At 63.9% G+C, this 17,248-nt stretch carries 13 protein-coding genes; 5 read left to right on the forward strand and 8 right to left on the reverse strand.

Translation table 11 applies throughout. The features are described from left to right. Nucleotides 1-140: 140 nt before the first annotated feature. The 8 genes from ilvC to DyAD56_RS07930 all read right to left on the reverse strand — a co-directional run bounded on the left by ilvC (nucleotide 141) and on the right by DyAD56_RS07930 (nucleotide 9,777). Entirely contained in the window at nucleotides 141-1,157 is a 1,017-nt protein-coding gene (ilvC, locus tag DyAD56_RS07895) for a ketol-acid reductoisomerase (protein WP_102302219.1), read from the reverse strand. Further along, the gene (gene ilvD / locus DyAD56_RS07900) at nucleotides 1,154-2,872 is read right to left on the reverse strand and encodes a dihydroxy-acid dehydratase (protein WP_102302220.1); all 1,719 of its coding nucleotides are present in this window, start codon (nucleotides 2,870-2,872) and stop codon (nucleotides 1,154-1,156) included. Before ilvD ends, ilvC begins: the two co-directional genes overlap by 4 nt. An 8-nt stretch (nucleotides 2,873-2,880) precedes the next feature. Next, entirely contained in the window at nucleotides 2,881-3,978 is a 1,098-nt protein-coding gene (gene leuB / locus DyAD56_RS07905) for a 3-isopropylmalate dehydrogenase (protein ID WP_102302221.1), read from the reverse strand. Further along, nucleotides 3,975-4,559: a 3-isopropylmalate dehydratase small subunit gene (leuD, locus tag DyAD56_RS07910; RefSeq protein ID WP_102302222.1), complete on the reverse strand. Its 585-nt coding sequence runs from the start codon at nucleotides 4,557-4,559 to the stop codon at nucleotides 3,975-3,977. The genes leuB and leuD overlap by 4 nt, the downstream gene beginning before the upstream one ends. A gap of 178 nt (nucleotides 4,560-4,737) precedes the next feature. Next, on the reverse strand, nucleotides 4,738-6,150 hold the full coding sequence (gene leuC, locus DyAD56_RS07915) for a 3-isopropylmalate dehydratase large subunit (protein ID WP_102302223.1): 1,413 nt from the start codon (nucleotides 6,148-6,150) through the stop codon (nucleotides 4,738-4,740). After that, on the reverse strand, nucleotides 6,147-7,151 hold the full coding sequence (locus DyAD56_RS07920; protein ID WP_102302224.1) for a branched-chain amino acid transaminase: 1,005 nt from the start codon (nucleotides 7,149-7,151) through the stop codon (nucleotides 6,147-6,149). The genes leuC and DyAD56_RS07920 overlap by 4 nt, the downstream gene beginning before the upstream one ends. Before the next feature lie 16 nt (nucleotides 7,152-7,167). Further along, nucleotides 7,168-8,760 carry a 2-isopropylmalate synthase gene (locus DyAD56_RS07925; protein ID WP_102302225.1) on the reverse strand — a complete coding sequence of 531 codons (1,593 nt, stop codon included), beginning with the start codon at nucleotides 8,758-8,760 and terminating at the stop codon, nucleotides 7,168-7,170. Nucleotides 8,761-9,156: 396 nt separating this feature from the next. Continuing rightward, entirely contained in the window at nucleotides 9,157-9,777 is a 621-nt protein-coding gene (locus tag DyAD56_RS07930; protein WP_199178916.1) for a TetR/AcrR family transcriptional regulator, read from the reverse strand. A 127-nt stretch (nucleotides 9,778-9,904) separates the two neighbouring features. On the opposite strand from DyAD56_RS07930, the gene DyAD56_RS07935 reads away from it, so the two are divergent. From DyAD56_RS07935 to DyAD56_RS07955, 5 genes are all read left to right on the forward strand, one after another. Continuing rightward, entirely contained in the window at nucleotides 9,905-10,474 is a 570-nt protein-coding gene (locus tag DyAD56_RS07935; protein ID WP_102302227.1) for a hydrolase, read from the forward strand. Nucleotides 10,475-10,524: 50 nt separating this feature from the next. After that, nucleotides 10,525-11,313, forward strand: coding sequence for a prolyl oligopeptidase family serine peptidase (locus DyAD56_RS07940; RefSeq protein ID WP_233202333.1), 789 nt, complete (start codon nucleotides 10,525-10,527; stop codon nucleotides 11,311-11,313). Nucleotides 11,314-11,550: 237 nt separating this feature from the next. Continuing rightward, the gene (locus DyAD56_RS07945) at nucleotides 11,551-12,600 is read left to right on the forward strand and encodes a LacI family DNA-binding transcriptional regulator (RefSeq protein ID WP_102302228.1); all 1,050 of its coding nucleotides are present in this window, start codon (nucleotides 11,551-11,553) and stop codon (nucleotides 12,598-12,600) included. A gap of 87 nt (nucleotides 12,601-12,687) precedes the next feature. Further along, the gene (locus DyAD56_RS07950; RefSeq protein WP_102302229.1) at nucleotides 12,688-15,657 is read left to right on the forward strand and encodes a TonB-dependent receptor; all 2,970 of its coding nucleotides are present in this window, start codon (nucleotides 12,688-12,690) and stop codon (nucleotides 15,655-15,657) included. A 136-nt stretch (nucleotides 15,658-15,793) separates the two neighbouring features. Beyond that, entirely contained in the window at nucleotides 15,794-17,245 is a 1,452-nt protein-coding gene (locus DyAD56_RS07955) for a glucoamylase family protein (RefSeq protein ID WP_102302230.1), read from the forward strand. Nucleotides 17,246-17,248: the final 3 nt, after the last annotated feature.

Here is a 17,248-nt window from a genome sequence, read left to right on the forward strand (position 1 = left end):
AAAATTCCCTCCCCTGAAAACCAGGGGAGGGCCAGGGAGGGGCAATGCGTGCGGGATTGGCGCCCCTCGAGTCGAGCAAAAACCTTGAAACTTGGGTTCTGCTTGTCATCCCTGCGAAGGCTGGGATGACGAGCAAAGCATCAACCGACTTTCTTCAACGGCTCCGCTGCCTTCGGTGCATTCGCCTGCAGCCACGGCATGCGTGCGCGCAGCTTCGCGCCCACCTGTTCCACCGGGTGCTCCAGGTCTGCCTGCTTGAACTTCTTGTAGTTCGGCAGGCCGGCCTTGTACTCGGCGATCCAGTTGTTGGCGAAGGTGCCATCCTGGATGTCCTTGAGCACTTCCTTCATGCGCGCCTTGGTGCCGGCGTCGATCACGCGCGGACCGCTGACGTAATCGCCGTACTGCGCGGTCTCGGACACAAACTCCAGCATGCGTGCGATGCCGCCTTCGTAGAACAAGTCCACGATCAGCTTCAGTTCGTGCAGCACTTCGTAATAGGCGATCTCCGGCTGATAACCCGCTTCCACCAGCGTCTCGAAACCGGCCTGCACCAGCGAGCTGGCGCCACCGCACAGCACGGCCTGTTCGCCGAACAGATCGGTTTCAGTCTCTTCCTTGAAGTCGGTCTTGATCAGCAGTGCACGACCGCCGCCGATGCCGTCGGCATAGGCCTTGGCCTTGGCTTCCGCGTGGCCGCTGACGTCCTGATGCACGGCCCAGATGCTGGGCACGCCGCGACCGATTTCATACTCGCGACGCACCAGCGCGCCCGGGCCCTTCGGGGCGACCAGGACCACGTCGATGTCCTTACGCGGATCGATCTGCTTGAAGTGCACATTGAAGCCATGCGCAAACAACAGCGCCGCGCCGGGCTTGATGTTCGGCTCGATGCTTTCCTTGTACAGCGTGGGCTGCACCATGTCGGGCGTGAGCACGGCGACGAGATCGGCGTCCTTCACCGCATCACCCGGCTCGGCCACGGTGAAGCCTTCGGCGCGGGCCTTCTCCCACGAGGGGCCGTTCTTGCGCAGGCCAACCACCACATCGAGACCGGAGTCGCGCAGGTTGAGGGCGTGGGCGCGGCCCTGGCTGCCGAAGCCAAGGACGGCGATGCGGGCTTTGGCCAGCGAATCGTTGGTGGTGCTGCTGCTCATGCGGTGACTCCTGCGGTCGTGTCTTCGTAGACGTGTGTGGAAGCGGATGCGGATGGACTGCGTGGTGCAATGGGTTGCGTGGTGGCGCCGTCGGAGGCGGAGCCGACCAGGGAGACGTACTTGGCCAGCGCGCCGCGCGTGACCTTGGGTGCTGGCGGCTGCCAGCCAGCGCGCCGCGAGGCGAGGTCGGCGGTGGTGCTGATCGCTCGCGTGTCGGCGTCGATACGGATGCGATCACCTTCGTGCAACAACGCGATGGGGCCGCCACGTGCGGCTTCCGGTGCGATATGGCCAACCATGTAGCCATGCGTGGCGCCGGAGAAACGGCCATCGGTGATCAATGCGACGTCGTCGCCCATGCCACGGCCAATCAGTGCGGCGGTGACGCCGAGCATCTCGCGCATGCCCGGGCCACCGGCAGGACCTTCGTTGCGGATGACGATGACGTCGCCCTTCTCGATGGTGCCGCCTTGCACAGCGGCGAACGCCTGTTCCTCGCTTTCGAACACACGAGCGCGGCCTTCGAAGTGATTGGCGCCCTTGCCGGCGAGCTTGAGGATGCAGCCTTCCGGTGCGAGGTTGCCGTAGAGGATGGAGTAGCCGCCGCGTGGCTTCAGTGGCTGCGTCACCGGATGCACCACGTCCTGCGTCTCGGCGCGTGGAGCGGCGGCGGTTTCTTCGAACAGGCTGCGGCCGGTGACGGTGGGTGCGTCGTCCAGCATGCCAGCGGCGATCAGTTCCTGCGCCACGCGAGCTGCGCCGCCGGCGCCGAACATTTCGACGGCGGTGTAGCGGCCGCCCGGCAACAGGTCGGCGATCACCGGCGTGTGCTTGGACGCGGGTTCGAAATCCTCCAGCGTCCAGCGCGTGTCTGCTTCGCGCGCGATGGCGAGCAGGTGCAGCACGGCGTTGGTGGAGCCGGCGGTGGCGGCGACCATGCGCGCCGCATTGCGGAAAGCGGTTTCGGTGAGGAACGCGCGCGGCGTGCGGTTCTCCCGCAGGCATTCCATCACCAGTTCGCCGCAGCGGTGCGCGGCCGCAGTCTTTGCTGGATGCGTGGCGGGAATGTCGTTGAAGCCCATCGGTGACAGGCCCAGCGTGGTGAGCACCATCGCCATGGTGTTGGCGGTGAACTGGCCGCCGCAGGCACCAGCGCCCGGGCAGGCGTCGCGCTCCACCGCGGTCAGTTCCGCATCGTCGATCTTGCCTGCGCCGTGCGCGCCGACGGCCTCAAACACCTGCTGGATGGTGATCGGGTGTTGGTCGTGCGTGCCGTGCGCAATGGTGCCGCCGTACAGCGCAACGCTGGGGATGTCGAGGCGAGCCATCGCCATCGCAGCAGCGGGGATGGTCTTGTCGCAGCCGCACAGCACCACCATCGCGTCCAGGCAATGGCCATCGACGGCCAGCTCGATGGAGTCGGTGATGACCTCGCGGCTGATCAGTGAGGCGCGCATACCCGGTGTGCCCATGGCGATGCCGTCGGTCACCGCGATGGTGTTGAACTCGACGGGTGTGCCACCGGCGGCGCGGATGCCATCGGCGACGTGTACGGCCAGCTCGCGCAAGTTGAGGTTGCACGGGCTCACGTTGGACCACGTATGCACCACGGCCACCAGCGGTTTGGCGATGGCTTCATCGTCCAGGCCGGTGGCGCGCAGCATGGCGCGGGCGGGTGCGCGGTCGGGGCCGGTCTTAATCAGATCACTACGCATTTTGATACTCATCCGCAGGCCCGGCCCCAGCGCAGAAAAGCCGCTGCGTTGCAGGCGTGTTCGTCAAGGGCGGCCAGCACCGCGTTCAATACGTCCTGCGTACCGGCGCTGCCGCCGATATCACGCGTGTGTGGGCCGTGTTCCAGTACGTCGGCGACGGCGGCTTCCACCGTGCTCGCTTCTTCTTCCAGGCCCAGCGAATGACGCAACAACATGGCGGCGGAAAGGATCGCGCCGGTGGGGTTGGCCACGCCCTGGCCGGCGATATCCGGCGCGGAACCGTGGATGGGTTCGTACAGACCAGCCTTGCCTTCGCCCAGCGAGGCAGACGGCAGCAAGCCCAGCGAACCGGCGAGTGCAGCAGCTTCATCGGTGAGGATGTCGCCGAACAGGTTTTCGGTGACCACCACGTCGTACTTGCCCGGCTGCGTGAGAAGCAGCATCGCCATCGAGTCGACCAGTTGGTGCTCCAGCTTCACATCCGGATACTCCGCGGCAATACGCTGCACCGTAGTGCGCCACAGGCGCGAGGTTTCCAGCACGTTGGCTTTGTCCACCGAGGTGACGTGCTTGCGGCGTTCGCGTGCCAGTTCGAAGGCACGGCGCGTCACGCGCTCGACTTCAGCCACGGTGTACTTGCACTCGTCGATGGCGGTGTCGATGGTGCGCGTCTTGGCGCCGAAGTACGCGCCACCGGTCAGTTCGCGCACGAACAGCACGTCGACGTCCTTCAACTTCTCGTTCTTCAGCGGCGACAACTCAGCCAGCGCGGGATGCACCTGCAGCGGGCGCAGGTTGGCGTACACGCCCAGCGCAGCGCGCAGCGCGAGCAAACCCTGTTCTGGGCGCACCGGTGCATTCGGGTCGGACCACTTGGGGCCGCCGACGGCGCCGAGCAGCACGGCATCGGCGGCCTTGCATGCTTCCAGCGACGCGGCGGGCAGCGGCTCGCCGGTGGCGTCGATGGCGCAACCGCCGATCTGATGTTCCTCGAAATGAAAATGATGGTCGTAGTGCGCGGCAACCGCGTCGAGCACGGCCACGGCCGCTGCAGTGACTTCGGGGCCGACGCCGTCGCCGGGCAGGGTGACGATGTGCGCTCTCATGCAGCTTTCTCCACGCGTTGTTCGTAGGCAGTGATGGCGTCTTGGTGGTGCTGGAGGTAACCCAGCTGGTCCACGCCGTTGAGCAGGCAGTGACGTGCAAAGGGTTCGAGCTGGAAGCGGATGTGGCCGCCATCCGGCAGGGCGATGACCTGCTCGCGTATGTCGATGGTCAGCTCGATACCGGGATTGGCGAGCAGCCAGCGGTGCTCGGCTTCGTCCAGCACAATGGCGAGCAGGCCGTTCTTGAGCGCGTTGTTGCGGAAGATGTCCGCGATCTCACTGCACAACACAGCGTGGATGCCGTAGTCCAGCAGCGCCCACGGCGCGTGCTCGCGCGAGGAGCCACAGCCGAAGTTGCGGCCCGCGACGAGGATGGAGCAACCCTGAGCTTTCGGCTGGTTGAGCGGAAAAGCGGGGTTGTCGCTGCCATCGGCCTGATAGCGCCAGTCGTTGAAGCACAGCTTGCCCAGGCCTGCGCGCTCGGTGGTGGTGAGAAAGCGCGCCGGGATGATGCGATCGGTGTCGATGTTCTCGTCCGGCAGTACGGCCGTGCGGGAGTGGAGGCGGGTGATGGGGCGCATTAACAAACCTCCGAAGGACAACATGATGCGGTGGTGTTTGCTCCCTCTCCCCTTGTGGGAGAGGGTTGGGGTGAGGGGCGGGTGCTCGCGGCAAAGGCAATCGATGCGGGGCTTTCGCAAGATTGGCCCCTCACCTCGGTCCTCTCCCCGGAGGGGAGAGGAAGACAAGCGCGCATGCTCATGCCGCCACCTCCGTCATGTACTCACGTGGATCGGCAATGCGCCCCGCGACGGCCGATGCCGCTGCCGTCGCTGGACTCGCCAACACCGTGCGTGCGCCCTTGCCCTGTCGCCCCTCAAAATTACGATTCGACGTGCTCACCACCAGCTGGCCCGGCTGCGCGAAATCGCCATTCATCGCGATGCACATCGAACAACCCGGTTCGCGCCACTCGGCGCCTGCGGCCGTGAACACGTGATGCAGGCCTTCGTTCTCGGCATCGCGGCGCACCGCTTCGGAACCCGGCACCACCAGCATGCGCACGCCATCGGCCACGCGACGACCACGCAGCACGCGTGCGGCCTCACGTAGATCGGACAGGCGCGAGTTGGTGCAGCTACCGACAAACACCACGTCCACCGGCGTGCCCTGCATCGGCTTGCCGGCTTCGCTCTTCATGTAGTCGAGGGCGCGCTTCTCCTGTGCATTGCGCGCGGCCGGTACAGGCTTGTCCATGGCGATGGCCATGCCCGGATGCGTGCCGTAGGTCACCGTGGGGCGGATCTTGCTGGCGTCGATGCGCACTTCGCGGTCGTACTCTGCGCCCGTGTCGGTGCGCAGTGCCTTCCAGCGCGCTACGGCTTCGTTCCATGCGGCACCCTGCGGAGCGCGCGGGCGACCCTTCAACCAGGCGAACGTCGTTTCGTCCGGCGCGATCAAACCGGCGCGCGCGCCGGCCTCGATGGACATGTTGCACACGGTCATGCGCTCTTCCATCGACAGTTGTTCGATGGCTGCGCCGCGGTACTCGATGACATGGCCGGTGCCGCCGTCCACGCCGATCTCGCCGATGATGTGCAGGATCAGATCCTTGGCGCCGATGCCGGCGGGCAGGTGACCATCGACATGAATGGCCAACGTCTTCGCCTTGCGCTGAAGCAGGCACTGCGTGGCCATCACATGGCCGACTTCGGTGGTGCCGATGCCGAACGCCAGCGCGCCGAACGCGCCATGGGTGGAGGTGTGGCTGTCGCCGCACACGATGGTCATGCCCGGCTGCGTGGCACCCAGTTCCGGACCGAACACATGCACGATGCCGCGATCGCTGCTGTCCCAGCCGTGCAGTTCGACGCCGAATTCGCGGCAGTTTTTCTCCAGTTGCTCTACCTGCGCCTTCGCCTCCGGATTGGCGTAGGGGCGCACGCCGTCCGTGCCCGTGGGCAGGGTCGGCGTGGAGTGATCCAGCGTGGCCAGCATGCGATCCGGGCGACGCAACTTCAGGCCGCGCTCGCGCAGTTCGCTGAAAGCCTGCGGCGAGGTCACTTCGTGCACCAGATGCAGGTCGACGTAGAGGATGGCCGGCGTGTCGGTGGATTCAGCGGCGACGACGTGCGCGTCCCAGATCTTTTCGAACAAGGTCTTCGCGGTCATGCCGTTGCTCCCAACGAAGCAGGCTGTTGGTGAGCAGTACGGCCATGGGTGGCCGCTTTTTGATCTTCGTGGTCAGGGATGACCACATTGGATACCGCCGTTAACCATCCCCACTTGTCCTCGGTGGTGCCGTCGAACAAGCCGAAGAACGCTTTCTGCAGTGCGCGCGTGATATCGCCGGGACGACCTGCGCCCACCTGCTTGCGATCCACCGAACGCACCGGCGTGATCTCAGCGGCGGTGCCGGTCATGAAGATCTCGTCGGCGGTGTACAGCGCTTCGCGGGGCAGGTCGCGTTCTTCCACTGCGATGCCCATCTCGCCGGCCAGCGTGATCACCGATTCGCGCGTGATGCCGGCCAGGATGCCCGCGCTGGTCGGCGGGGTGAGTAGCTTGCCATTCTTCACCAGGAACAGGTTCTCGCCCGCGCCTTCGCTCAGCAGGCCGTTGTGGCCCAGTGCGATGCCTTCGGCGTAGCCGCCGCGACGCGCTTCGAGCGCGATCAACTGGCTGCTGAGGTAGTTGCCGCCGGCCTTGGCCCAGCTCGGCAAGGTGTTCGGCGCGGGGCGGTGCCAGGAGGATACGCACACGTCGGCACCGTGCTCGATAGCGTCGCCCAGATACGCACCCCATTCCAGCGCCATGATCGCCACGTCCACCGGCGAATCGGCCTTGGGTAACACGCCGAGGCCACCAGCGCCGCGGAACACGATGGGACGCACGTAAGCAGATTTCATGCGGTTCGCGCGAATCACTTCGTGACAGGCGGCGTTGATCTCGTCTTCGCTGTAGCCGATCTCGATTTCGTAGACGCGCGCGGATTCGAACAGGCGACGCGTGTGATCGGCGAGACGGAAATAGGCGGGGCCCTGTGGCGTGGCATACACACGTTCGCCTTCGAATACCGAGGAGCCGTAATGCAGGGCGTGGGTGCTGACGTGGACCGTCGCCTCGGTCCAGGGTTTGATCTGGCCGTTGTGCCAGAGAAATGGCGTAGTCATCGGTTGGCTCCTTGAATCACAGGCTGGCGACGGCCGCCCGTTGCGAGACGGGTTGCTGTCGTTCGATGCGGTTGACGATGGCGAGCGCGGCATGCGCGGTCGCTTCGATGATGTCGGTGGATACGCCTAGCCCACGCCAGTCACGCTCGGCGTGGCGGGCCGTAAGGTTGGCCTGGCCCTGCGCGTCACCGCCCTCACTGACGGCGCGCACTACGAACTGAGTGACGTCGAGCGTGGTGCCAGTGGCGCGCTCGATCGCGCGCAGCACGGCATCCACGGGGCCGTCGCCGATAGCGGCTTCGCCCACTTCTTCGCCGTTGTCGTGCGACAGCTTCACCGAGGCCGACGCGCTGCCGCTCATATGCGAATTGGTGTTGAGCTGCACGATGCGCCACGGGCCGGTCGCTTCCGGGTCCATGCCCAGCGCGATGGCTTCCAGGTCTTCGTCATGCACTTCGCGTTTTTTGTCGGCCAGCGACTTGAAGCGCGCGAAGATGCTTTCCATCGCGGTCTCGTCTACTTCGTGGCCCAGCGTCTGCAAGCGCTGGCGCAGGGCGTGGCGACCGGAATGCTTGCCCAGCACCAGCTTGGTCTCGCCCATGCCAACGTCCTGCGGGCGCATGATTTCGTAGGTGCCGCGATGCTTGAGCATGCCGTGCTGATGGATGCCCGACTCGTGCGCAAAGGCGTTGTCGCCCACGACCGCCTTGTTGCGCGGCACGGCCTGGCCAGTCAGCTGTGTCAGCAGGCGTGAAGTGGGATACAGCTTGCGTGTGTCGATGCCGGTTTCCACGCCGTAGTAGGCGGGGCGCACGCGCAGCGCCATCACGATCTCTTCCAGCGAGGCATTGCCTGCGCGCTCGCCGATGCCGTTGATGGTGCATTCCACCTGGCGTGCGCCAGCAGACACGGCGGCGAGGCTGTTGGCCACCGCCATGCCCAGGTCGTCGTGGCAGTGGCTGGAGAACACCACGTTCTCCGCCCCGCGCACGTGTTTGCGCAGGTAGGCGAAGCGTTCGGCGATTTCAGCGGGGGTGGTGTAGCCCACGGTGTCGGGTGCGTTCACCGTGGTGGCGCCCGCGGCGATGGCCGCGCTGAACACCTCGACCAGGTATTCCGGCTCGGTGCGCATAGCGTCCTCGGCGGAGAACTCCACCTCGTGGCATAGCTGCTTTGCGCGCTCGATGGCGGCGCAAGCGGTGTCGATCACCTGCTGCTTGCTCATGTTGAGCTTGTGTTCGCGGTGCAGCGGACTGGTGGAGAGGAACAAGTGGATGCGCGAACGGCGCGCACCCTGCAGCGCGCGGCCGCAAGCATCGATATCGCCGTCCACGCAGCGGGCCAGCGCACAGATCGTGGGGCCGCGCAGCACGCGGGCGATCTCAGCGACGGAGGCAAAGTCGTCGGGCGAAGCGCTGGGGAAGCCCGCCTCCAGAACGTCCACGCCAAGCGCTTCCAGCGCATGCGCCATGCGGAGTTTCGCCCGGCGGTCCATCGAAAAGCCGGGCGCTTGCTCGCCGTCGCGCAGGGTGGTGTCGAAGATGCGCACGCGTTCGGTGGCTACGTCGCCCACGTCGCTGCTCTCGTTGCTGGTTGTTTCTGGGGTCATTGCTTGGCTCCGCTGGCACGCGCCGTTGGGCAACAAAAAACCCCGCATCCGTTTCCGGGTGCGGGGTTCTTTGGTCGTATTCAGGTGGTCTTTCTAGTTACCTGTACACACGCCCTCAGCCCGCACCTCCGTTGGTAATAAGGAGTACGAGTACAAGGGCAAGAAGGAGGTTGTTGCGAAGGCGCAGCGCGCCGTCGATGGTCGGGGGACCAATCGGTTCGGCTATGCGATCGTGGCTGTTGCGCTGCGACATGCATTCGACCCTAATGGGCCGTCTAACGGTCTGTCAACAGTTTCTTTTGAAAACTTTAAAATCGCGTGCCGCGCTGCACATTCGGACGTCCAGACGGCTGGACGCCTCGCGCGTACGTAGCGCACGCGCGAGGTACAGCGTTCTCAGGAGCGCGAAGCGAGCTCGGTGAGATACAGCGCGAGGGCTTGCTGCAGCTGGTTTTGCGCGGCTTTACGCAGGGTCGCGGGTTGTTCGCTTTCAAGCGCCACGGCGGCCTTCATCATCTGCTGCACCACCATCGCCGCGGGGCGTAGCTCACCGGCGGGAATGCGTGGCGCGTGGATCGCAAGGATCTGGCTAAGGTAATCGCGCATACGTTGGCGAATGGTGCGACCCAGCATGGAAGGCAGGGCGCCGGCGACCTCGGTCAGCGTGACCATGGCCGGGTGCTGCTTGCGATAGTCCACGAAGGTACGGATGAGTCGCGCCGCAAGTTCTTCCGTTGTCCAGTCTGGCGTTTGCGCGACCAGCCGTTCCATTCGCTCGTTGAGGCCGTTGGCGTGTTCGCTCAGCAGGGCCTCGGCAAGCGCCTCTTTGGTGGGAAAGAACTGGTAGAGCGAGCCGATCGAGGCCTCCGCGCGGGCGGCGATCTCGGTCATGGTGGCTGCATCGAAACCTTTTTCGACGAAGCAGGCGGACGCGGCCGCCAGCAAGGTCGCCACGCGCTCGTGGCCACGCCGACGGCTGGGCGCACGACCGCCCTGGCTTGTCTTTTGTGAGGACATCCTCATAAACTCCAATGTGAGGCTATCCTCACATAGCGACTATTTCCGGCCGGTGTTCGACGCGGCATGAACGCAGCCGATTCTACGCTGATGACTACCCAATCCCCGCATATCCATGGAGTTCCCGATGGAAAAGCTTGACCCCCGCACCACCGCGCTCGTCCTTATCGACCTGCAAAAAGGCATCGCGCCGTTCGCCGGCGGACCGCATTCCAGCGCTGATGTGAACGCGCGTGCCGGCCGCCTCGCCGCCCGTTTCCGCGAGCTCAAGGCACCGGTGGTGCTGGTTCGCGTGGGCTGGTCCGCCGACGGCGCCGACATGCCGCGTCCGCTGACCGACGAGCCGCCGCGCAACATGACGTTGCCCGCCAACTGGATGGAGTACGCCGACGAGCTCAACGTCACCGACGGCGATATCCACATCACCAAGCGTCAGTGGGGCGCGTTCTACGGCACCGAGCTCGAACTGCAGCTGCGCCGCCGCGGCATCACTCAGATTGTGCTGGGTGGCGTGTCCACCAATATCGGTGTGGAATCCACCGCGCGCAACGCCTTCGAGCTGGGCTTCAACCAGGTGCTGGTGGAAGACGCGATGAGCTCCAGCAACGCCGATCAGCAGCGTTTCGCCGTGGAAAACATCTTCCCGCGCCTGGGTCGTGTGCGTTCCACTGAGCAGGTACTGGCCGCGCTGGCCTGATCTATCGTCCGCCAGCTACTCTCCCGTGGACTGACACCCGGGAGAGTGGCATGGCGGCAAAACACCTTGGATGGGCGGCAGTCTTGCTGCTGGGCATGGTTTCGACAGCGCAAGCGGCCGATGCGCATTTCGTCGCCGATGCGGTGACGGTGAATGGCCATCGCCACGCTTTCCAGGTGTTTGTTCCCCGCGACTGGAGTGCGGATCGCGCGTGGCCGGTGGTGCTGTTTCTGCACGGCAGCGGCGAACGCGGCAACGACAACCAGGTCCCGTTGAAGCAGGGCCTGCCGCTGTGGCTGAAAGAACACGGCGACGACTTTCCCGCCGTAGTGGTGGTGCCGCAGGCACCGGCCGACACTGTGTGGAGCGGCGAGGTCGAGCAGGCCGCCATGGCCGCGCTGGACAAGAGCATTCATGCCTACCACGGGGACCGCTTGCGGCTTTACCTCAACGGCCTCTCCATGGGCGGCTATGGCGTGTGGCAGATCCTGGCGGATCATCCCGGCATGTTTGCGGCCGGCGCGGTGATCTGCGGTGGCGTGCGTGCCCTGGATGACATGCCGGAGCTGAAGGTCTACGGCATTCCCGCGCATGTCGATCCCTATGCCTGGGTGGCAGGCCGGGTGAAGTCGACGCCGGTGTGGATCTTCAACGGATCGGTCGATGATCAGGTGCCTCCGGCCGAATCGCACGCCATGAATCAAGCGCTGACACATAGTGGCGACGAGGTCCGCTACACCGAGTTCCCGGGTGTGGGCCATGCCTCCTGGGGCCCGGCGTACGCCACGCCCGAACTCTGGCCCTGGCTGTTTTCGCACCGGCGCAGCAGCCAGGGCTGATCGCTTCAGGTTTCAATCCTTCGGAAAACCAAACGATCGATGTTGCGCCGCGAGAGCTACGCAGCCGCGGTAGCGACCGCGCAGCTACGCGATTGGGCTTGAGGTTTCAGTCCATAAACTATTGCGCTGCATCAAGAATCGTCTGATATCGTGACTTTACAAGTTTTGATGAAAACGTTTACGTTCCGCCGCACACGCGGAGGAACGCTCTTCTACTGACGTGTCCCAGGAGCCGATGTGTCCACCAAGAAGGCCACCATCAAGGATGTGGCGCGCGAGGCGAAAGTCTCGATCGCGTCGGTGTCGCGCGTGCTCAACGGCCTCGGTGGCGTCACCGCGGAAACGCAGGATGCGGTGCGCAAGGCGGCGGCCAAGCTGCACTACGTGCCCGATAACGCCGCGCGCAGCCTGATCACCGGCCGCACTCACACCATCGGCGCCGTGCTGCCGGATCTGTTCGGCGAGTTCTTCTCTGAGTTGATCCGCGGTATCGATCTGGCTGCCCGTGCGCGTGGCCTGCACTTGCTCGTATCCAGCTCGCACGATGGCGTGGAAGACGCGGCGGTAGCCGTGCGCACCATGCGTGGCCGGGTGGACGGCATGATCATTCTTTCCGAGTTCGTCGATGGCCCGTTCCTGGAGCAGAACGTGCCTTCGGACCTGCCCGTGGTGTTGCTGGACAGCCCGGTCGACAACCCGCGCTTTCCCGCGATCAACCTGGACAACATCGCCGGCGCGCAGGCGATGGTGAAACACCTGCTCGATACCGGCCACGAGACGGTGGCGCTTGTTACCGGACCCGCCGGCAACTACGACGCGCAGGAACGCGAAAAAGGTTATCGCGCGGCGATGGGGCAGTTCGCGCCCAAGGCGCCGCTCAACATCGTGGCTGGCGACTTCACCGAGGAATCGGGTTATCGCGCTGGCCGCGCTCTGCTCGCGCAGGCGACGCGTCCGCGCGCCGTGTTCGCTGCCAACGACATGATGGCGGTGGGCTGCCTGTATGCCTTCAAGGAAGCCGGCATCCGCGTACCGCAGGACATTGCGCTCGCGGGATTCGACGACATCCTCATCGCACGGTACGTCACGCCTTCGCTCAGTACCGTGAGCGTCAGCATCGCGGAACTGGGCAAGAGCGCATTGCTCCTGCTTACCGAGCTCATGGAAGGCAAGGGCCACGCTGATGGCCCACATATCCGCACCCTCCGTTGCGACGTAGTCGCTCGCGAGTCGTGTGGCGCACAGCAAACCAACGTCGCACCGAAACATCCTCCGGCGCTCGTCTGAGCGGCGGCCTTTGTGGGAGGGGAGAACCAGATGATTTTTCTACGCCAGAAAAGTAAACGTTTACTAGCTGTCGCCATCGGGCTTGCGATGGCTTCTTCCGTGCCCGTCATCGGCTGGGCGCAGAGCTCGGATGCGACCATTCGTGGCCAGGGCCCGGCCGATGTCGACGTGGTTGCCAAGAACACGGCGACGGGTGCAACGCGCCGCACGCACACCGACAAAGCCGGCAGCTACGCACTGGTGGGGCTGCCGCCCGGCACCTATCAAGTCGATGCCGGCCCGGGCACGGCACGCACGGTCACCGTGACGGTGGCATCGGTATTCACGTTGAACCTGAGCGCGCAGCAGGCCACTGCCGCCACGTCGGCTGAGGCCAACGCCCAGAACCTCGGCGGCGTGACCGTCTCGGCCACCACGCTGCAGGAAGTGAAGACGTCCGAAGTGGGCACGCTGGTGTCTATGCGTCAGATCGAAACCACACCCGCCGCATCGCGCAACTTCCTGGAATTTGCCGATACCGTGCCCGGCATGGTGTTCACGCGTGACGCCAACGGCAACACCAGCTTGCGTTCCGGTGCGCAGGCCAGCTCCAACATCAACGTCTATATCGACGGCGTGGGCCAGAAGAACTACGTGCTTCCCGGCGGCACCACGGGACAGAACAACAGCCAGGGCAATCCGTTCCCGCAGTTGGCCGTGGCCGAGTACAAGGTCATCACCTCCAACTACAAGGCGGAGTACGACCAGCTCTCCAGTGCCGCGATTACGGCCGAGACAAAGTCGGGCACCAACCAATTCCACGGCGACGTATTCGGCACCTTCACCAACGGCCCGATGCGCGCAAAGACGCCTTCCGAAGAAGCGACGGACAGGAAGGTCGACTCGCACGAGAAGGACTACGGCTTCGATTTCGGCGGTCCCCTCCTCAAGGACAAGGCGCATTTCTACATCGCGTATGAAGGCAAGGAGTTCAACAGCCCTATCACTGTCGTGCCGGCGGGTGATTCGAGCTTCTGGCCGAACCTGCCGCAGAACGTCAAGAACGAGCTAGGTCCGGCGAGCCTGCCGTTCAAGGAAAACAACTGGTTTGGCAAGGTGGATTGGGAGCCGACCGACCGCGACCGCATTGAGGTGAGCGGCAAGTACCGCAACGAAAATGCCATCAGTGGCATTGGTGAGCAGAACACGGCTAACACGGCGCTCAACACGCATAACACTGACAAGCGCTTCGACATCCGCTGGGATCACAGTACGGATAGCTGGTTCAACCGCCTACAGGCGACGTACGAAGATGCGTTCTACACGCCGACGCCGATCATCACGGGTGTGGGGGCGCAATACACGGCCTACAACAACCAGAACCAGCCGCTGATCGTCAATGGCGCCTCGCCGCTTTCGTTCCAGAACAAAGGCCAGAAAGGTCCGGCGATTTCGGACGACTTCACCCTCAATGACGTGCAGTGGCACGGCGATCACGTCATCAAGATGGGCGTGAAGTTCAAGTCGGTAAAACTAACGGCGCAAGACGCCGGTGACACCAACGCGCTGGCTACCTATGCGGTGGGTCCGGACGGTACGGAATCCATCCCGTACAAGATCCAGTTCGGCGCACCGGTGCCGGGCCAGAGCCCGGTGGCGACCAGTCGCGACAGACAGTTCGGCACCTACATCCAGGACGACTGGCAGGTGGACGATCACTGGACGTTCAACATCGGCGTCCGTTGGGATTACGAAGAAACGCCCTCGTACCTCAATTACGTGACGCCGGCTTCCGTCATCGCAGCGATCAACTCGCAGGATCCGAACGCACCGACGGGCCAAACCTATGCGCAGACGCTCGCCAAGGGCGGCGTGAACATCAACAACTACATCAGTACCGGTAACAACCGAAAGGCGCAGAAGAACGAGATTCAGCCGCGCCTCGGCTTCTCCAATGATCTGTTCGGCGACGAAGAGCACGTGATCTTCGGCGGCTGGGGCCGTTCGTACGATCGCAACCTGTACGAATCGCTGCAGATCGAGCAGACCAAGTCGGTGCTGTCGCAGCCGACGATCAACTTCAATACACCGCTGGTGCCTTGTGCCGCTGGCCCAACTTGCCTGGCCTGGAATCCGGCCTACCTGAGCATTCCTGCCTTGCAAGCGCTGGTCGCCAACAGCACAGCGGGCAAGGAAGTGGACATGATCAACAACAACTTGAAGGCGCCATATTCCGATCAGTTGAGCATTGGTATGCGCAACAAGATCGGCGATTGGAATACCAGTATCGCCTTCGTGAACATTAAGAGCCACGACGGCATTGTCTATACGTTGGGTAACCGCTATCCGAACGGCAGCTTTTGGCAGAACGGCAGTCAGCCGTGGAGCTTCGGCATCCCTGGCTACGGTAGCCTGATCATTGGCAACAACGGCTTGAAGACCAAGACCAACCAGCTCCTGCTGTCGGTGGAGAAGCCGTACACCGCCGACTCGCACTGGAGTGCATCGTTCGCCTACACGTACACGAATGCGGTGCAAAACAACGACAACCAGGATCCCACTGACCAATACGCGTTCGATTACGAGACGATAGGGAAATACCCGTTCACCGATGCCGCGCTCGCCAAGCATCGTTTCGTTGCCACCGGCTCGCTCGATGGCCCGTGGGGCTTCGTGTTTGGCAGCAAGTTGACCCTGGCCACGCCGATACCTGACCTCGGACTCCAATGCGGCTGGGCGCCACCGACGGGCGTGGATAACGGCACGGTCAACGGCGGCGGCTGCCTGAACTTCTCGATCCAGCCGCCGGGAACGGGGCGTTTCCTGGTCGGCGGCAAGGTATTCGGTTATCGCGACCTCGATCTGCAGGCCACCAAGAACTTCAAGATCTGGGGCAACTTCAACGGTTACGTGCGCATCGACCTGCTCAATGCGTTCAACTGGAATAACTACGTCGACTACATCCAGACCATCGGTACGAACGGACAGGTGACACGGCGTCAGGTGATCTATAACCCCACCGGCGACATCACCGGCTACCCGCGTACCCTCAAGGTCACTGCAGGCATCAACTTCTAAGTGGCACCCCCCAAAGCCGTCAGGACGATGGCATTTCACGAGGCCCGCGTTTTGCGGGCCTCTCTTTGAGAGCCCGGTCGATATCGCAGCGCGCAATTGGCTGAGATAGTGGAAGGGTTCAAGAGGGCTACCGATCATGCACAAACGAATCCTCCGCGCGCTTCTCGCAGGCGCACTTACGCTGGCGTCCGGCGTCGCTCTTGCGGCACCGGCGGATGCGCCCGCGCTCAAGTACCAAGCACTACCTAAGGACCAGCGCGCCGCCATCGACGAACTGGAGCACCGCACGTTCCAGTGGTTCTGGGACAGCGCCGATCCGGTGACCGGCCTGGTACCCGATCATTGGCCGGCCGACTCGTTCGCCAGCATCGCCTCGGTGGGTTTTGCACTTACCGCTTATGGCGTGGGCGTGGAGCGCGGCTACATCACGCGTGAGCAGGCGGTGGACCGAACACTCGCCACACTGCGCTTTTTCAACGACGCCACGCAGAACGACAGCGAAGACGGCGCCACCGGCTATCACGGCTTCTTCTACCACTTCCTCGACATGAAGACCGGCAAGCGCTATTCGCGCGGGGTCGAGCTGTCGAGCGTGGATACGACGCTGCTGCTGGGCGGCGTGTTGTTCTCGCAAACGTATTTCGATCGTTCCGCGGCCAAGGAAAAGCAGATCCGCGCGCTGGCCGACACCATCTATCGCCGTGTCGACTGGACCTGGATGCAGCCCAAGGCACCGCTGATCAGCATGGGCTGGACCCCGGGCGGCCAGTTCATTCCATCCAACTGGAAGGGTTACGACGAAGGCATGCTGGTGTACGTGCTGGCGCTGGGTTCGCCCACGCACCCGGTGAGCGACGATGCATGGCAGGCCTGGACCAGCACCTATCCCAAACAATGGGGCGAGTTTCAGGGACGTACCTTCCTCAACTTCGCGCCGATGTTCGGTCACCAGTACAGCCATTCCTGGGTCGACTTCCGCGGCATCCAGGATGCGTGGAGCCGCGATCACCAGACCGACTATTTCCAGAACAGCCGCCAGGCCACCTACGCCCAGCGTTCCTACGCCATCGCCAACCCCAATCACTGGGAGGGCTATGGCGAGAACATCTGGGGCCTCACCGCCTGCAACGGACCGGGCGATGCGATGGTGAAACGCGACGACGGCAGTACGCGCGCGTTCTACGGCTATACCGCGCGCGGCGCGGGCCTCGATTACGTCTCCGATGACGGTACCATCGCGCCGACCGCCGCTGGCGGCTCCATCGCATTTGCCCCGGAGATCGTGGTGCCTGCGCTGCTGGAGATGAAGAAGCGCTACGGTGACGCCATCTATGGCAAGTACGGTTTCGTCGATGCTTTCAACCCAAGCTACGACACGGGTACCGTGCCGAAGGATGGTCGTCTTGTGAAAGGCATGGGCTGGGCCGACGACAAGCAGATCGGCATCGATCAGGGCCCCATCGTGCTGATGATCGAGAACTGGCGCAGCGGTTTCGTGTGGAACGTGATGCGCAAGAATCCGTACATGCGCAAGGGCTTGGAGCGCGCCGGTTTCAGCGGCGGCTGGCTGGACGAGAAGCCACGGTGAGCC

The sequence above is a fragment of the Dyella sp. AD56 genome (assembly GCF_002878475.1).
GTDB lineage: Bacteria > Pseudomonadota > Gammaproteobacteria > Xanthomonadales > Rhodanobacteraceae > Dyella.